Annotated in this window: 15 protein-coding genes; 1 reads left to right on the top strand and 14 read right to left on the bottom strand. The window is 70.0% G+C overall.

All coding sequences use genetic code 11. The features are described from left to right. Positions 1-18: 18 nt before the first annotated feature. The 13 genes from EXE59_RS15495 to EXE59_RS15435 all read right to left on the bottom strand — a co-directional run bounded on the left by EXE59_RS15495 (position 19) and on the right by EXE59_RS15435 (position 13,884). On the bottom strand, positions 19-723 hold the full coding sequence (locus EXE59_RS15495; RefSeq protein WP_210429028.1) for a GntR family transcriptional regulator: 705 nt from the start codon (positions 721-723) through the stop codon (positions 19-21). A 164-nt stretch (positions 724-887) separates the two neighbouring features. Then, positions 888-2,165 (bottom strand): NAD(P)/FAD-dependent oxidoreductase, encoded by a 1,278-nt coding sequence (locus tag EXE59_RS15490; RefSeq protein ID WP_135839705.1) that lies wholly within the window; start codon positions 2,163-2,165, stop codon positions 888-890. 125 nt (positions 2,166-2,290) lie between these two features. Further along, positions 2,291-3,058, bottom strand: a complete 768-nt coding sequence (locus EXE59_RS15485) for an amino acid ABC transporter ATP-binding protein (protein WP_135839704.1) — start codon at positions 3,056-3,058, stop codon at positions 2,291-2,293. Further along, the gene (locus tag EXE59_RS15480; protein ID WP_210429027.1) at positions 3,055-3,921 is read right to left on the bottom strand and encodes an amino acid ABC transporter permease; all 867 of its coding nucleotides are present in this window, start codon (positions 3,919-3,921) and stop codon (positions 3,055-3,057) included. The genes EXE59_RS15485 and EXE59_RS15480 overlap by 4 nt, the downstream gene beginning before the upstream one ends. 84 nt (positions 3,922-4,005) lie before the next feature. Then, the gene (locus EXE59_RS15475; protein ID WP_210429026.1) at positions 4,006-4,956 is read right to left on the bottom strand and encodes an ABC transporter substrate-binding protein; all 951 of its coding nucleotides are present in this window, start codon (positions 4,954-4,956) and stop codon (positions 4,006-4,008) included. Between the two features lie 213 nt (positions 4,957-5,169). Next, positions 5,170-5,844 (bottom strand): haloacid dehalogenase type II, encoded by a 675-nt coding sequence (locus EXE59_RS15470; RefSeq protein WP_135839702.1) that lies wholly within the window; start codon positions 5,842-5,844, stop codon positions 5,170-5,172. A 78-nt stretch (positions 5,845-5,922) separates the two neighbouring features. After that, positions 5,923-6,651 carry a VIT1/CCC1 transporter family protein gene (locus EXE59_RS15465; protein WP_135839701.1) on the bottom strand — a complete coding sequence of 243 codons (729 nt, stop codon included), beginning with the start codon at positions 6,649-6,651 and terminating at the stop codon, positions 5,923-5,925. Positions 6,652-6,703: 52 nt separating this feature from the next. Beyond that, positions 6,704-9,772, bottom strand: a complete 3,069-nt coding sequence (locus EXE59_RS15460) for an NAD-glutamate dehydrogenase domain-containing protein (RefSeq protein WP_342777207.1) — start codon at positions 9,770-9,772, stop codon at positions 6,704-6,706. Between the two features lie 207 nt (positions 9,773-9,979). Beyond that, positions 9,980-10,714: an SDR family NAD(P)-dependent oxidoreductase gene (locus EXE59_RS15455; protein ID WP_135839699.1), complete on the bottom strand. Its 735-nt coding sequence runs from the start codon at positions 10,712-10,714 to the stop codon at positions 9,980-9,982. 55 nt (positions 10,715-10,769) lie between these two features. Next, the gene (locus EXE59_RS15450; RefSeq protein ID WP_210429025.1) at positions 10,770-11,876 is read right to left on the bottom strand and encodes an alanine racemase; all 1,107 of its coding nucleotides are present in this window, start codon (positions 11,874-11,876) and stop codon (positions 10,770-10,772) included. Positions 11,877-11,936: 60 nt separating this feature from the next. Then, a complete protein-coding gene (locus tag EXE59_RS15445; RefSeq protein WP_135839698.1) occupies positions 11,937-12,413 on the bottom strand; it encodes a RidA family protein in 477 nt (158 codons plus the stop codon). Positions 12,414-12,416: 3 nt separating this feature from the next. After that, positions 12,417-13,160 carry a GntR family transcriptional regulator gene (locus EXE59_RS15440; RefSeq protein WP_135839697.1) on the bottom strand — a complete coding sequence of 248 codons (744 nt, stop codon included), beginning with the start codon at positions 13,158-13,160 and terminating at the stop codon, positions 12,417-12,419. Between the two features lie 46 nt (positions 13,161-13,206). Then, complete coding sequence (locus tag EXE59_RS15435) at positions 13,207-13,884, bottom strand: haloacid dehalogenase type II (protein ID WP_135839696.1); 678 nt, start codon at positions 13,882-13,884, stop codon at positions 13,207-13,209. Positions 13,885-14,134: 250 nt separating this feature from the next. On the opposite strand from EXE59_RS15435, the gene EXE59_RS15430 reads away from it, so the two are divergent. Beyond that, positions 14,135-15,478 (top strand): NAD(P)/FAD-dependent oxidoreductase, encoded by a 1,344-nt coding sequence (locus EXE59_RS15430; RefSeq protein WP_168218546.1) that lies wholly within the window; start codon positions 14,135-14,137, stop codon positions 15,476-15,478. Positions 15,479-15,487: 9 nt separating this feature from the next. Here the strand turns inward: EXE59_RS15430 and EXE59_RS15425 are convergent, their stop codons facing one another. Then, positions 15,488-16,657, bottom strand: a complete 1,170-nt coding sequence (locus EXE59_RS15425; RefSeq protein WP_135839694.1) for an ROK family transcriptional regulator — start codon at positions 16,655-16,657, stop codon at positions 15,488-15,490.

Raw genomic sequence — 16,657 nt, 5'->3', positions numbered from 1 at the left:
GCCGGGGCCCGCTGGTGTTCAGCCTGCCTTCTCGCCCGCCTCGCCGTCCTCGACGTCACCACCGCGACGCTGCAGCGTCACGACGGCGTCGTCGAAGTGCTTCGTGAGCGCCGCCATGGCTCCTTCGGTGTCCTCGGCGCGGATCATCTCGCTGATCTCGCGGTGCTCCTCCACGAGGAAGTCCCGGCCCTGCAGCTCGGAGGTCAGCATGCTGAGGCACAATCGCGTCTCCGAGATCACGGTGGTGAACATCCGCTCGAGTCGAGGACTCTCCGCAGAAGCGACGAGCACGGTGTGGAAGTCGAGGTCGCGACTCGCGACCGTCTTCCAGTCCTCGGCGTTCTCCGCCGCCTCCATGCTGCGGACGACCTTGTCGAGTGCCTTGTACGCAGTGGCCGCACGTGCCGTCGCGATGATCCGCCGGACAGCTGCGCCCTCCAACGCCTCGCGGGCGAGGTAGATGTCCACGATGTCGTCGGCACTCATGACCGGCACGAAGACGCCGCGGTGCGGCTCGCTGCGCAGCAGCCCCTCCTGGATGAGGCGCTGGAGCGCCTCGCGCACCGGACCGCGGCTGACACCGAAGCTCGCTGCCAGCTCGACCTCGTGCAGCTGTGATCCGGGTGGCAGGCCACCCTCGATGATGCTGGACCGGATCCGCTCCCCGACCATCGACGCGAACGTCGCGCGCGGAATTCCGGTCGGCGTACCCTTTGCCGCCACGTGCTCTCCCCTACTGCTCGCCACGGCTCGTCCACCGCGTCTCAGGTCCTGCCCCGCTAGCCCGAGAAGGCAGGAAGACCAACTGTCGACATCATACGCGACGGAGGTGCCCGGCCGCGGCCGAACACCTCCGTCGGGGTGGGGCAGTTGTGCCTGTGGGACTTCTACCTGATGACGTCCTGGAACCGGTAGTAGGCGCCGGCGAAGGGCAGGAACCACGGGGGGCCGACGTGGCCGGGGATCCGCTTGAAGGGAATGTCGCGCCACGGGTTCGCTTCCAGCACGCCGTCCATGTAGTCGGCCATCTGCTTGCCCATGTGGGTGGCCATCTGGACTCCATGACCGGAGTAGCCGACGGAGTAGAAGAGGCCGTCCTGCTCGCCGGCGTGGACGAGGCGGTCCATGCTCATGTCCACCAGTCCGCCCCAGCAGTAGTCGACCTTGGCATCGGCGAGCTGGGGGAAGACCTCCACCATCGCCTCGCGCAGGATGCGGCCGCTCTTCGCGTCGGAGCGCGGACCCTCCATGGCGAAGCGCGCTCGGCCACCGAACAGCAGGCGGTGGTCCGGCGTGATGCGGAAGTAGTAGAGGAGGTTCTTGGAGTCCGCGACCACACGCCGGTTCGGCAGCAGCTGGTCGCACGCCTCCTTGCCGAGGGGCTCGGTGACGATGATGAAGCTGCCGACGGGTGCGATGCGGACCTGCTGCCAGCGGAACGGCCGTGTCGTGTAGCCGCTGGTGGCGACCAGGACCTTGTCGGCGCGGATCCGCCCGCGCGAGGTGACGAGGTCGTAGCGGGTGCCGCCCAGACGGTCGAGCGACTCCACGCCGGCCTTCTCGTGGATCTCCGCGCCCGCCCGGACTGCGCTCTCACCCAGTCCCTTGACGAACTTGCCCACGTGCAGCCCGGCACCGAGGGGGTCGAGGATGCCACCGTGGTAGCGCGGCGACCGGATCTCCGCGGCGAGCTCGCCGCCCGGCACGAGCGTGGTGTCGACGCCCATGCGCTCGGTCAGGATCTCGTGGGTGCGCTTCATCCCCTCGTAGTGGGCGGGCTTGGCCGCGAGGGTCAGCTTGCCGGTCCGGGCGAAGTCGCAGTCGATGCCCTCCTCGGCGACCAGCTTCTCGATGCTGTCGATCGCGTCGTAGTAGCTGTTGTAGAGGTCGCGCGCCATGGGGAAGCCGTAGCGTGCGATCGCGTCGCGCAGCCCGAGCGAGAGCCCGGGCGTGGCCATGCCTCCATTGCGGCCCGAGGCACCCCAGCCCACGGTCTCCTTCTCGAGCACGGCCACCCGCGCGCCCTTCCGTGCGAGGTGAAGCGCGGCAGAGGTGCCCGTGAGGCCGGCGCCCACGATGGCGACGTCGACCTTGCCGCCGACCTCCGTCTGCGAACGGTCGGGGGTGGCCGGCGCGGTGTCGAGCCAGTACGACGTGAACTTCATGAGCGGTGGTCTCCCGGATCTGAGGGTGGGCGGAACACGGATTGTCAGCAGCTGCAGAGGCGCGCTCGGGCGGTGGAAGACCTCACTACGCCGCGCCCTGGCGGGGTGAGGTCCACGGCGGCGGGCTAGAGCACGGTCTCCAGGAACTTGCGCGTGCGCGGCTCCTGGGGATTGCCGAGCACATCGGCGGGCGCGCCCTTCTCGACCACGAAGCCGCCGTCCATGAACATCACCGTGTCCCCCACCTCACGCGCGAAGCCCATCTCGTGGGTCGCGATGAGCATGGTCATGCCCCGCTCGGCGAGGTCCTTCATGACGGCGAGGACCTCACCCACGCGCTCGGGGTCGAGGGCGCTGGTGGGCTCGTCGAAGAGCATCACCTTGGGGTCCATCGCAAGCGAGCGTGCGATGGCGACCCGCTGCTGCTGGCCGCCGGAGAGCTGCCACGGGTAGTGGTCGCCGTGGCCGTGGAGCCCGACGCTCGTGAGGAGCACGTCCGCGCGCTTCCTCGACTCCGCCTTGGGTGCGCCCTTGACGAGGACCGGGCCGGACATCACGTTCTCCTGCGCGGTCATGTTGGGGAACAGGTTGAACGACTGGAACACCATGCCGATCCGCGTCCGTTGCGCAGCGACCTCCTTGCGCTTCAGCGCCTGGTAGGACGTGGCGGTCTCCCTGAACCCGAAGTCCTCGCCGTTGACGCGAAGGACACCGCGGTCGATCTCCTCCAGCCCGTCGATGCACCTCAGCAAGGTGGACTTGCCCGACCCGCTCGGGCCGATGATGCACACGATCTCGCCGCACGCCACGTCGAGGTCGATGCTGTCGAGCACCACCCTGTCGCCGAAGCTCTTGCGCAGGCCGCGCGCGTACACGGTTCCGTCGCCGCTCATCGGGCCTCTCCCATCAGCTCGGTCTGGAGGGGCCCGGCAGCGGGCCCGTTGCTGACTCTCTCCCGGGTCCGGGAGAACCTCTTCTCGATCCGCGACTGCGGGTAGCTCAGCAGCAGGGTCATGAGCAGGTACCACAGGCAGGCCACGATCAGGAGCGGGATCGTCTGGTAGGTGCGGGCGTAGATGAGCTGCACGCTCTGCAGGAGCTCACCGACGCCGAGCACGCTGACGAGGGACGTCTCCTTGAACATCCCGATGAACTGGTTGCCGGTCGCCGGGACGATGGTCGGCATCGACTGAGGGACGATGACCCGGCGCAGCTTGGTCATCCGGCTCATCCCGAGCGAGTCGGCCGCCTCGATCTGGCCCTTGTCCACCGAGGCGAACCCGCCGCGGAAGATCTCCGCCTGGTAGGCCGCCTGGTTGAGGGACAGGCCCACGATCGCAGCCGTCGTTGCACTGATCAGCCGGTTGACGTCGACGTCCTGGGAGATGCCGGTGAACGGGATCCCGATCGCCAGGTTCGGGTAGAGGGCGGCGATGTTGAACCAGAAGATCAGCTGGACGAGCACCGGCGTACCGCGGAAGAACGTGAGGTAGCCGCTGGCCAGGATGCGCACCGGCCGGAGGGGCGAGACGCGCATGACGGCCAGGACCAATCCGAGCAGCGCGCCCAACGTCATGCAGACGACCGTGAGCACGACCGTCATGACCAGGCCGCGCAGGACCGTGTCGGCGGTGACGTACTGCGCCACGACGTCCCACTGGTAGTTCTCGTTCGTCAGCAGCGTGCGGACCACGCCGAACGCCACCAGGGCACACAGGAACCAGGCGACGTACTCCAGCACACCGCGGCGGTGCACCCGGGGCTTGACAGTGGCGTCAAGGGCCCCGTTGCTCTGTTTGTCTCGGTCCGAGCGGACCGGATCCGTCGTGTACGTCATGGGTCACCCCAGGGCTTCCGAGGTCGTGATCGCACCAGCACCCAGGCCCCAGCGGTCGAGGGTCTCCTGGTAGGCGTCGGAGTCCATCAGCGACTGCATCGCGGCGTGCAGGGCCGACGTGAGCTCGGAGTCCTTCTCGAGGCCCAGAGCGACGATGTCGTCGCCCTCCTCCTTCTGGTACTGGGGCGAGAGCAGCTCGAAGGACTGGGGCTGCTGCTTGGCGGCCCAGGCGAGCTGCGAGGTGTCGGAGAAGACACCGTCCAGCCGCTTGGCGACGAGCTGGGTGAGGGCACCCTCGACGTTGCCCAGGACGACGCTGTCGACCGGCTGCTGCCCGGCGGCCTCGCAGTCCTCGTCGATCAGCGGGATGTAGTCCTGCTGCTGCGAGCTCCCGGCCATCACCGCGATCTTCTTGCCGCAGATCGAGTCGTCGGCAAGGCTCAGGCCCTCCGGGTTGCCCGTCTGGACGATCAGGGACGACCCGGCCGCCCAGTAGGTGATCATGTCCAGGACCTCGAGCCGCTCGGGCGTGGGGGTCATGTTGGTCGCAGTGAAGTCGTAACGACCCGCCGCGATGCCCGGGATCACGTTGTCCCAGGTCACGTTCTTGACCTCGACCTCGAGGCCCAGCTTCTGCCCGAGGAGCTTGGCGATGTCGACGTTGTAGCCGATGGGGGTCTTGTTGTCCTCGGCGAGGAACGAGGTCGGCGGGTAGTGCAGGTCCGCCGCCATGGTGATCTTGCCGGCCTCCTTGATGTCCGCCGGCAGCAGGTCGACCGCGGCCGGGTCGGGCTTCACCTCAGCTGCGACGTCCTCGAAGCTGCCCTTGGCGCCGGACGCCTCGTCACTCGCCTGGGAGCTCGCGCCACCACCGCAGGCAGAGGTCGAGGCGAGGACCACGGTCCCGAGGCTCGCAGCGGTGAGGATCTTCCACTTGCTCATGGTGGTGCGCATGTTCGGTCTCTCCTGGGGTTCTGGTGGTGAGGGGGTCTGGGGGTGAGGGGGTTCAGGTGTTCAGGTCGGATGCGTGCTCAGGGCTGCGGGCAGCGCCGATCGACCGGACCGGCACTCGCCTGCCCGTGAGGGCCACCGAGCCGGTCAGGGCGCAGCAGCCGGCCGCGGCCAGGGCTTCGGGGTGCACCTGGCCGCGGCGGCCGAGGACTCGGCTCAGATGCCGAGCAGGGTGTTGAGCTCGTCGAGCGACTTCACCACGGTGAGGTCGTAGCCGGGCGGGACCGGGTCGTAGCCGCGGTCGAGCAGCACCAGGTTGCGGAAGCCCATGTCGTGCATCGGCAGGGGGTCGTAGCGAGTGTGCGAGGAGACGTGCACGAAGTCCTCGGGCTGGGCGTCGAGCTGGTCGAGCATGTACTCGAACGCGGCGTAGCGCGGCTTGTAGTAGCCGGCCTGCTCGGCGGTGTACACCGCGTGGAACGGCGCCTCGAGCCGCGGGACGCTCTCGGCGAGGAAGGAGTCGTCGGCGTTGGACAGGATGACCAGCTTGTAGTGCTCGGCCATCCTCTTCAGCGGCTCCACCACGTCCGGGTGCGGGCCGAAGCCCCGCACACCGTCCGCGAGGCGCTTGCCCGCTGTGGGGTCGGACTGGATCCCCCACTTGCGGCACACCCGGTCGAAGGCGTTCTGCAGCACCTCCTCGTAGGGGTAGTAGGCGTCGAGCACCGCGTCGTAGCGGTAGCCGCGGAACTCTGCGACGAACTGGTCCCACTTCTCGGCCGGGACCTGGTCACCGACCAGCTCCTTGGTGATCGGGGTCATCGGCCAGCTGATCAGGGTGCCGTAGCAGTCGAACGAGACGTACTTCGGACGGAACGTGGGCGTGCTCATCAAGGCGTGCCTCTCTCTTCGGGTGTGATCCAGATTACGACTGTAGACCACAGATTGTCAACAATAGACGTGGGCGTCTCAGCCCACGACCCCGACTCCCAACGCCAGCCCGACGCCGTACGTCGCGCTGGCCGCCAGGGCCCCGAACGCGAGCTGGCGCAGGCCGCTGAACCACCAGGAGACGGTCGTGGCGAGCGAGGCGAGCCCGCCCGCGATGAACAGCCCGAGGCCGCCGATCGCGAGGCCGAGTGCAAGCGAGGTGAAGCCGAGCAGGAAGGACAGCAGCGGCACGATCGCGCCCAGCGAGAACGTCACGAACGACGAGCCGGCCGCGACCCACGGCGAGGGCTTCTCGCGGGGGTCCAAGCCGAGCTCCTGCGTCACGTGCACGAGCGCAGCCTGCTCGGGGTCGCGGTGGACGTCGCTCGCGGCTGCGCTCGCGGTGGACCTGGACATGCCCATGGTCCTGAACATCGCGGCCAGCTCACGCTCCTCGGCGACGGCGTTCTCCCGGATCTCCTCGGCTTCCTTGTGCCACTCCCGGTCGACCTGCTCGTTCTGGGTCTTGACGGAGGTGTACTCCCCCATCGCCATCGAGAAGGCACCGGCGACCAGGCCGGCCAGACCGGTCACGACGATGTAGCGGGGAGGGGCACCGGCGGCGCCGACGCCCGCGACGAGGGCGATGTTGGTCACCAGGCCGTCCATCGCGCCGAAGACCGACGCGCGCAGGGCGCCGCCGGAGACGTCGGCGTGCGTGTGACCCACCTCGGCGGGTCCAGTGGGGGTGTGGGTGGGTTTCGTCATGGGACGATGATAGGAGGATTGTTGACTGTTGACAATCAAGGTGAGGCTTGCCTCAGCTGCCGCCCACCCCTGTCGACTCCGGCCGACCGGGGCGCCTGCGGAGCTCACCGGCCAGTCCCGCGGAGTGGCACAGGTCCCGCAGGATCTGTACGCCCACGGTGAGCATCGGCACGTCCGGCTCGGCGCTGTCCGCCAGCCCGGCGTAGGCGGCCGCGGTGCGCGTCAGCTCGTCGCGATGGAGCCGGGTCCACCGCTCCAGTCCGCCCTCGGTGACCACGTCGGTGGCGATCGCGACGGTGAGCGCAGACAGCTCGTCGCGCAGCGCCGCCTTGGCCAGCTGGACCCAGTGCTGGTCGGCCGACGTGATCGTCACGGTCGTGTAGAGCCAGGACATGCCCAGCGCCTCGCCGACACGGGCGTAGACCGCCCCGAGGTCGATGACGTCGTGGCCACTGTCGGCCGCCGCGGCCGCGAGGCCGAGCGCGGAGTTCATCTGGGCCACCGCGCGGCACGCCGTCAACAGCTCCCCCGGGGCGCCGAGCCCCGCCAGTGCGGCGAGGCTCCCTGCCAGCGAGGGATCGTCGGTCACGGTCGGGTTGGCGGTCAGGGCCTCGCGGAGCCGGGCGACGGAGTGGTCGTACGAGGCCACCTCGTCCCCGATCGGTCCCAGCCTGCTGGTGCGACGGGCCAACCAGGCGACGTTGTGCTCGAGGGCCCGCTCCAGCGCCTGGCGCAGGGGAACCGTGGGCGCCACCGGGTACGGCGCGAGGCCGTCCCACAGCTCATCGAGGCCCAGGAGGCGCTTGACGACGAGCACCGCCCGGATCGCGTGGTCGGTGCTGGCGCCGGTGCGATCCTCGATCCGGTAGATGAATCCCGGGCCGACGCGGTCGATGAGGTCGTTGGCCAGACGCGTGGCGATGATCTCCCGCCCCAGGCGGTGGTCGAGCACCTGGTCGGCGTACGTCCGCTGCAGCGACGAGGGGAAGTAGCCGGTCAGCACGTCCGCCACGCCCGGGTCGTCCGGGACGTCCCCGTCGAGGAGCAGCTCGTGGACGAGGTTCTTCGCGTGGCCGAGAACGACGGCGATCTCCGGTCGGGTCAGGCCGCGCCCCGCTGCGCGACGCCGCTCGATCTCCTCGTGGTCGGGAAGCTGTTCGCGGCCCCGGACCAGCCCGTGCTGCTCCAGGTTGCGGATCACCTGGTCGTGCCGGTCCAGCACGGTGGCGCCGTACGCCTCGGCGACGCTGAGGGCCAACGTCTGGCGCTCACTGTCGGCCAGCACGGCGGCCACGACCTCCTCGGCGCACTCGTCGAGGAGGATCCGGTCGCGTTCGGGGCGATCGATCAGACCGTCGTGCTCGACCTGGCGCAGGAGGACCTTGAGGTTGACCTCGCGGTCGGAGGTGTTGACCCCGGCCACGTTGTCGATGAAGTCGGCGTTCACGCGTCCCCCGGCGAGAGCGAGCTCGATGCGGGCGGCCTGGGTCAGGCCGAGGTTGCCCCCCTCCCCCACCACCCGGCACCGGAGCCCGTCGGCCGAGACCCGGACTCGGTCGTTGCCGCGGTCGGCCGCGTCGGCGTCGGTCTCGTGCGACGCCCGGACATAGGTGCCGATCCCACCGTTCCAGAGCAGGTCGACCGGAGCCCTCAGCACTGCCTGCACGAGCTCGTCGGCGGACAGCTCCTCGGCGTCGACGCCGAGCACCGCGCGCGCCTGTGCCGACAACGTGACCGCCCGGCCGGACCGCGGGAAGACACCTCCGCCAGGAGAGACCAGCGTCCGGTCGTAGTCGGCCCACGAGGAGCGCGGCAGCGCGGCGAGCCGGGCTCGCTCGGCGTACGACACCTCCGGGTCCGGGGAGGGGTCGATGAAGATGTGGCGATGGTCGAACGCGGCGACCAGCCGGATGGTCCTCGAGAGCAGCATCCCGTTGCCGAAGACGTCCCCGGACATGTCGCCGATGCCGGCGACGGTGATCTCGTCCCGCTCGGGATCCACGCCCAGCTCGGTGAAGTGTCGCCGCACGGCCACCCAAGCCCCGCGCGCGGTGACGCCGAGGTCCTTGTGGTTGAAGCCCGTGGAGCCGCCGGAGGCGAAGGCGTCGTCGAGCCAGAAGCCCGCCGCGGTCGACTCCTCGTTGGCCAGGTCCGAGAAGGCGGCGGTGCCCTTGTCCGCAGCCACCACCAGGTAGGGGTCGGGCGCGTCCGTGGCCAGCACGCCCGCTGGCGGCGCGACCCCGTCACCGACGTCGTCGGTCACGTCGAGCAGGCCACGCACGAACAACCGGTAGCAGCGGCGGACCTCCTCCGCCGCCTCGTCGGGTGCCAGACCGGCGAGGGGGCTCCTCACCACGAAGGCTCCCTTGGCCCCGGCAGGCACGATCAGGGAGTTCTTGACCTGCTGGGCCTTCGCCAGGGCGAGCACCTCGTCGCGGTAGTCCTCGACGCGGTCGGACCAGCGCAGGCCACCGCGGGCAACCGCGCCGTAGCGGACGTGCAGGCCCTCGACGTCCGGGTGGTGCACGAAGGTCTCGACGTGAACAGCCGGGTCAGTGGGGAACGGCAGGCGGGACGGGTCGAGCTTGAGCACGATCGTGGCCGACGGACTCCCCGACGCGTCCGTGCGGAAGTAGTTGGTCCGCGTGACCGCGTCGAGCAGGCCGACGTACCAGTCCAGGACCCGGAACTCGTCGCGGGTGGTCGCCGCATCGGCGTAGGTCGCGAGCTTGTTGGCCAGCCCCTCCCCCGGCGATGTGCCGGCCGCGGGGTCGAACCGCTGCTCGAACAGCTCGACCCAGTGCCGGACGAAGTCGCGATGGGCCGACAGGATTCCGCGGACGTAGGAGGTGCTCGCCCCGAGGCCCGCCTGGCGAAGGTACTGCGACGCCGCCCGCACGAGCTGGACCTGCCTGGGGGCCAGGTGGGTCTCCACGACCAGGGCGGAGAGCTCGTCCCGGTCGACGAGCCCCTCCCACGCGGCGCCGAACGCCTCCGCGAGCAGTGGCAGCATCTCCGGCAGGTTCGGGTCCTCGACCTCCGAGAACGCGAAGCTGTCCCCCGCCTCGCCCGGCACGTGGTCGACCAGGACGAGCCCGAGCTGCTCGAAGATGGGCAGCACCCGCGAGAGCGGGGGCCGGTCACCGGGCCACTCGACCGAGCATCTGAGACCGCCCTCGCCTGCCTCCCAGGTGACGCGCGGTGCCGACGCGGGGGTCGATCGGTCCGCGACGGTCATCACGTGGCTCACCGCATGGCCAGGGCTGGTCGCTGCATGCAGCGACCATACGCCCTCCTGTCTATTGTTGACAACCGGCCGTGGTCGGACCTAGAACGCGGTGTACCCGCCGTCGATGGGGAGGACCGCCCCGGTGATGTAGGAGGACTCCGGGGAGGCCAGGAACAGCACGGCGTCTGCGACCTCCTCGGGGGTGGCCAGGCGCTGCAGCGGGATCTGGGACTCGCGCTGGCGGCGGTAGGCCTCGGGGTCGTCCCGGCGCTGGAAAGAGGCTTCGATGACCGGGGTCGCGGTCAGGCCGGGTGCGGCCACGTTGACCCGGATGTTGCGCGGGGCCCACTCGATGGCGGCGCCCTTGGCGAGCATGATCAGGCCGCCCTTGGCCGCGGAGTAGAGCACCTCCTCCGGCTTGCCGACGATGCCGAGCCGGGACCCGACGAGCACGAACGACCCCCCGCTCGCCGGCATCAGCGGGGCGAAGTGCTTCATCACCAGGAACGAGCTGAGCAGGTTGCTGTGCAGCACGTCCCTGGCGTCCTCGTACGACATCTCCGTCAATGGGCCGCCGGCCTGCAGTCCGTGGTTGAGCACGGCCACGTCGACGGTGCCGAACGCCTCCTTCGCCTCCTCGGCCAGGGACGCGACGAACGCCTCGTCATTGAGGTCTCCGGGGACGTACACGTCCTCGGGCTGCGCGGTGCCGAGCCGCTCGCGGCGACCGGTCAGCAGCAGCCGCGCACCCTCGCGGCGGAAGTGCGAGCTCACCGCCTCGCCGATCCCGCTGCTGGCGCCGGTGACCAGCGCGGTGTGGTTCTCGAGTCTCATCGTGGGTTTCTCCGTCGGGTCGTGGTGGATGCGTGATCAGTGGTCGTACGGGCGCTCAGCTCAGGCGTCCACGGGCGGCGACCTCCCACCGCTCCAGCGTCGTGCCCTCGGAGTCGGTCACCAGCAGCTCCTCGAAGCTGGCCACCACCGGACACACGTGGTTGGGCACCACCGGGACCACGGTGCCCACGCTCGGTCGCGCCTCCCCCCCTGGCACGGCGAGGAACCCGTGGTACTCGTTGAGCCTCGACAGCACCGCCTTGCTCCCGGCGACGCCACCGAAGCCCTTCTCCGGGGTGCCCTCACGACCCATGGCCTTGGTGCCGACGTCGAGGATGGCCTGGTCCGGCACCCAGTCGCTGACCACGGTCGCTGCCACGAAGAGCGCGATCTGGTCCTCTGCGCACGCCCCCAGCCGGGTGTTGTCGAGGTCGCAGAACACGTACTCCCCCGGACGGATCTCGGTGATCACGCTGTCGGTCGCGTACGCCACGGTCGGGGTGGAGCCGGCGGAGACCACCTGCGGGGTGATCCCCACGGCCTCGATGCTGCGTACGGCAGTGGCGAGCGCGGCCTCCTGGTCCTGGGCGGCCGGCTCCCGCGACTCCGGACCGGCACTGCCGTGCCCGGGATAGGTGAAGACCCCGGCCGGCACCAGCCCACGCTTGCGGGCGACCTGGGCGAGGTCCCCGGCGGCCTCTGGCGGAGCGCCGGAGCGGCGGGCACCGCAGTCGACCTCGATGACGACCTGGAGCCGGTCGGGCTCCTCGCCCATCGCGTCGGCCAGCGCATCGATGGCCGCGGCGTTGTCGACGCCGACCCGCAGGCTCGTGGTCCCCGCCAGCTCACGGATCCGCCCGGCCTTGGTGCCCGAGGGCCACACCGGGTAGGCGAGGAAGATGTCGTCGAACCCGGCGCCGGCGAACACCTCGGCCTCGCCGACGTTGCCGGCGGTGATCCCCACCGCCCCGGCCTCGAGCTGGCGCCGGCCGATCTCGATGCACTTGTGGGTCTTCACGTGCGGACGCACGTCCAGGCCGCGTTCCGCGGCGAAGGCCTGCATCCGGTCGATGTTGTCCTGCATCACGTCGGCCAGCACGATCGGGAAGGGCGTGTCCACCCGGCCGGCCAGGCGGTCGAGTACGTGGTGGAACCGGTGCACGGTGCGCTCCTCGGTGTCGAAGGGTTCGGTCGAAGGGTGGTTCGACGGATTCGGTGGGTCCTACGCGGTCGTGCAGATCATCTGGATCTCGACCGGGCTGTTGCGCGGCAGGCTCGCCACGCCGATGGCCGTGCGCGCGTGCCGGCCGTCCTCGCCCAGCACCTCGACGAGCAGCTCACTGGCCGCGTCGGCCACCGTCGACTGCTGGCCGAACTCGGGCGTGCTGGCCACGAAGACCAGCATCTGCACGACCCGGACGCGGTCCAGCCCGCCCACTGCGTCCGCGGCTTCGGCGAGGCAGTTGACCACCGCGTGGCGGGCCAGCTCGCGACCGGTCTCGACGTCGACGTTCCGACCCAGGACGCCCTGCCCCAGCAGCTCCCCGTCCTTGTAGGGCAGCTGCCCCGCGACGTGGATGCTCTCTCCGACGGCTCGGTGGTTGACGTACTTCGTGCTCGTCCCCACCGGAGGCAGGTCCATGCCGACGGCGCGGATCCGCTCGAGGGCCGAACCGGTCCGGGTGTGGTTCTCACTCATCTGTCAGGTCTCCTTGTCCGCCGCCGGGGCCAGCGGAAGTGTCGATCGTTGGCCGTACACGCCATCGTGGGGCGCGGGGTTCGCGCGTCCCCGACCCGTGCTCCGCCCGGCGAGCGCGGACGGGAAGTGGCGGGCCACCTCGCGCCGGAACCCGTCCACGTCTCCCTCCAGCACGCAGCGGACCATCGCCTCGTGCTCGCGGGCGATCTCGTGCACGTCGGCGTAGGAGCGATGGTCGGCCGCCAGGTAGAGGCGCAGCTTGGTCTCCCACCCGCCCCAGAGGCCCTGCAGGATGCTGTTGCCCGAGAGGTCGTAGAAGAGCCGGTGGAGGCGCAGGTGCGCGTCGATGCTCGCCGGGATGTCGTTCTGCTCGGTGGCGCGCCCGAGGTCCTCGAGGGTGCGGACCAGGGTCGGGCGCGCGTCACCGCGCAACGCCTCCATCGAGAGCTCCGCGGCATACGGCTCGACGAGCAGGCGGACCGAGGCGATCTCTGCGACCTCGGCGGCACTCACCTCGGCCACGAACGCCCCGCGGAAGGGGATCTTCACGACCATGCCCTCCTCCTCGAGCCTGGTCAGCGCCTCGCGCAGGGGGGACCTGCTGATACCGAGGTCCGCAGCGATGTGCGCCTCACGCAGCTGCCCACCGGGGGGAACGCTGCCGTCGAGGATGGCGGCACGCAGCACGCGGTAGACGCCCTCCGGCGTCGTCGTCCGCTGCTCCTGCCACGCGAACGTGACGTCCATCCAGTGCTCCTCCCGGTTCGCCGGACCGCGGTGGGCGGCTGCCCGGTCAGGGACGCGGCAGGCCGAAGAGGACCGGGAGGTCGGCGATGTCGGTGATGCGCTCGTAGCCGAGCCAGTGCTCGTCGTGCTCGAAGCCACGATCGACGTACACCTTGTCCTCGATGCCCATGGCCGCCGCCGTGCGGTGGTCGTACATCGGGCTGGCCGAGACGTGCACCAGCTCGCCTGGCGTCACGTCGAGCTTGTCGAACAGGTACTCGAACGCACGCATGCGTGGCTTGTAGGTGCCCATCTCCTCGGCGCTGATCACGACGTCGAACGGTGCATCGAGGTTCTTCGAGAGCTGCTCGGCGTGCGCGGTGTCGCTGTTGGTGATGATCACCAGCGGCACCGCCTCCGCCAACCGGTTCAGCGCCTCGGTCACCCCCGGGTAGGGGCCCCAGGTCGGGACGATCTCGTAGACCGCCCGCGCGTCCTCCGGGCGGTACTCCAGGCCCACCCAGCGCGAGGCGCGCTCCATGGAGCTCGCGACGATCTGGTGGAACGGCTTGTGGTCGCCCATGCACTCGTCGAACCGGTACGCCTTGCAGATCCGCAGGTACTCGTCGGCGACGTCGGCCGGCAGCCGGTCGCCGAGGACCTCTCGCATCGCGTCGTTGATGGCGAACTTGATGAGCGTGCCGTTCATGTCGAACGTCACGAACTTCGGCTTCTCGAATACCACGGGGTCCTCCTGGGGAGCTTGGCTCGCGCAGCGGCGGTGCGCGCTGGTCGATTGTCGACAATACGTGTACTGTGGTTGACTGTCAACAACATTCCGTCAGAACCTATTCACCGGAGGCACGCGCCTCCCTGGGACGAGAAAAGGTGTAGCCGTGTTGAGAGATGAGCACCCGACGGACCGGACCGCAGGCCCCGACGCTCTTCCCCCGGAGGCCGCGAACCGGTGGTCGCGGAGCCTCTGGCTCGACGGGGTGGTCGGAGACCTGAACCCCCGCCGGCCGTTGTCGGGCGACCACACGTGTGACGTCGCGATCGTCGGTGCCGGTTTCGCCGGGCTGTGGACCGCCTACTACCTCAAGGCAGCGGACCCCTCCCTGCGGGTCACCCTGGTCGAGGCCGAGATCGCGGGATTCGGCGCCGCCGGTCGCAACGGCGGGTTCGTTTCGGCCGGAATCGCCGGCAGCGGCGCGCGCTACGCGCGCGCAAGCGGGTGGGACGAGGTCCTGCGAGCCGAGCGGGAGACCCAGCGCGGTGTCGACGAGATCGGCCGCGTCATTGCCGCCGAAGGGATCGACTGCGGCTACAAGAAGGAGGGCGCACTGAACCTCGCGACGACCGAGCCGCAGGTGCAGCGCCTTCGCGCCCGGACCGAGGCCAAGCACCGATTCGGACTCGGGACCGACGACTACCGACTCCTGACCGCCGACGAGTGCGCCGACTTCGTCCGCGGGGCCGGGGGCGTCCTCGCCGGGTCCTTCACGCCGCACTCCGCTCGCGTCGATCCCGCTCGGCTGGCCCGCGGGCTCGCCGAGGCCTGCGAACGGCTCGGTGTCACGATCTACGAGCAGACACCAGCAGAACAGCTCGGCCCCCGCGTGGTGCAGTGCCGGAGCGGCCGGATCTCGGCCGACATCGTGATCCGTGCCACGGAGGCCTACACGATCCAGGAGCGGTCCCAGCGGCGCAGCTTCCTGCCGCTCTACTCGCTCATGATCGCGACCGAGCCCCTCCCCCAGGAGACCTGGGACGAGCTCGGCTGGCGGGACGGCATGGGGATCTCGGACCTGCGGCACCTCTACTACTACTCCCAGCGGACGATCGACGGCCGGATCGCGCTGGGCGGCCGAGGCGCGCCCTATCGCTTGTCCAACCCCCTCTCGCCCGAGAACGAGCGGGACGCCAGCGTCTTCCAACGGCTCTGCGAGACCCTTCGCGAAGCCTTCCCCGCTGCCTCACAGGCCAGCATCACCCACCACTGGGGTGGTGCCCTGGCCGTGCCTCGCGACTGGTGCACCAGGCTCGCGTTCGACCGCAGCAGCGGGCTCGGGTTCGTCGGTGCCTTCGGTGGTCACGGCGTCACTGCCGCCAACATCATGGGCCGCACGATGCGCGACCTGATCATGGGCGAGAGCACGGACCTCACGTCCCTGCCGTGGGTGGGACACCACACGCGCAACTGGGAGCCCGAGCCCATCCGGTTCATCGCGTCCCGGCTCATCGCCAAGACACTCGACGCCTCCGACGCCTACGAGGAACGCACCGGCACGCCGGCCAAGCGCGCCCGGCTGGTCCAGCCGTTCCTGCCGCCGAGCTGACCACGACCGTCAGAAGGCCGGCGCGAACCGCTCGGTCTGCTGGCCCTGACGACGTGCCTCGAGCACGGCTTCCCGCAGCCGGTCCCGAGCGATCCCGAGGCTCGCGTACACCGCTCCTCGCGCCACTGACAGACCCAGCTCCTGGGTCGCCACCTCGACCTCTGGCACCGTCGGGAGGCTCATGGTGAGTCGCCGTCGTACCTCGGGCAGGACCTCGTCCACCAGCGGAGTCAACCGGCCCACGAGGAAGACGGACTCCGGATCGAGCGTCACCACGACCGCACTGACGGCGGTGACCAGTGCCGTCGTGAACGCATCCAGGACCGCGGCGCGGGACCCCTCGTCGTGCTGCCGCTGCCAGAGCTCATCGATGCGCTCGAGGTCGAGTCCTCGCCCTCGAGCGAACCGGAGGAGGCCGCTCGTGCTCATCAGCCCGTCGAGGGGCTGGTCGCCGACCCCGGAGGAGAGCACGCCGATGTCTCCGAATGCGGGGGTACGTCCCCGGACCAGCTCGTGGTCCGTACAGCTGGCGAAGCTCAAGATGCTGCTCAGGCTGAAGAGGACGGCGTTGCCGAGGGTGGAGTTCTCGGTGAGGATCCCGAGCAGGGACGCGTTGGCGTCGCTGTCCAGCAGCACGGGCGCGGCCACCAGGTCGGCAAGCGCTCGCTGGAGGCCGGAGCCCCCGAAGACCTGCGCCGGCTCCGCCGAACCGAAGATCTCCGTGCCTCCCCGGACCCGGCCGGGCACGGCGACGACGACCTGGCGCAACGGCCCCCCCGCCGGCCCGCTCACCTCCTTCATCAGGCCCACCAGCCACTCCGCGGCCTTCGCCACGTCCAGGTGGTGGGGGGTGGGCACGAGGACGTGGTGCACCTCGCGACCTCTCAGGTCGGCCACCAGGACGGCCGTGCTCTGGATGCCGAAGCTGATGCCGACGACGTGTCCCGTGCTGCTGGGCACGTCGAGGTAGGTGGACCTGCGGCCACGACCCGTGACCTCGTCGAGCGCGCCGTCGACGACGAAGCCGTCCGCACGGAGCTCCTCCACGGCTCGGGACACCGTGGCCTTGCTCAGTCCCGTGGTCGCGATGAGCTCGTTGCGCGTCAGCGGTGCGCGTGACAGCACCACGTCGAGGACCGACGCCTTGTTGTGGTCGCGTGAGGTGGGGTTGCCGTTCAC

The sequence above is a fragment of the Nocardioides eburneiflavus genome (assembly GCF_004785795.1).
GTDB classification, from domain to species: domain Bacteria; phylum Actinomycetota; class Actinomycetes; order Propionibacteriales; family Nocardioidaceae; genus Nocardioides; species Nocardioides eburneiflavus.
Note: the sequence above shows the minus strand (reverse complement) of the source record. Positions and strands in the feature narration are given on the sequence as shown.

Coding starts and splice junctions, on each gene's coding strand:
- EXE59_RS15490 (WP_135839705.1), bottom strand. CDS start 2,165: ATGAAGTTCACGTCGTACTGGCTCGACACCGCGCCGGCCACCCCCGAC.
- EXE59_RS15485 (WP_135839704.1), bottom strand. CDS start 3,058: ATGAGCGGCGACGGAACCGTGTACGCGCGCGGCCTGCGCAAGAGCTTC.
- EXE59_RS15475 (WP_210429026.1), bottom strand. CDS start 4,956: ATGCGCACCACCATGAGCAAGTGGAAGATCCTCACCGCTGCGAGCCTC.
- EXE59_RS15470 (WP_135839702.1), bottom strand. CDS start 5,844: ATGAGCACGCCCACGTTCCGTCCGAAGTACGTCTCGTTCGACTGCTAC.
- EXE59_RS15465 (WP_135839701.1), bottom strand. CDS start 6,651: ATGACGAAACCCACCCACACCCCCACTGGACCCGCCGAGGTGGGTCAC.
- EXE59_RS15455 (WP_135839699.1), bottom strand. CDS start 10,714: ATGAGACTCGAGAACCACACCGCGCTGGTCACCGGCGCCAGCAGCGGG.
- EXE59_RS15445 (WP_135839698.1), bottom strand. CDS start 12,413: ATGAGTGAGAACCACACCCGGACCGGTTCGGCCCTCGAGCGGATCCGC.
- EXE59_RS15440 (WP_135839697.1), bottom strand. CDS start 13,160: ATGGACGTCACGTTCGCGTGGCAGGAGCAGCGGACGACGACGCCGGAG.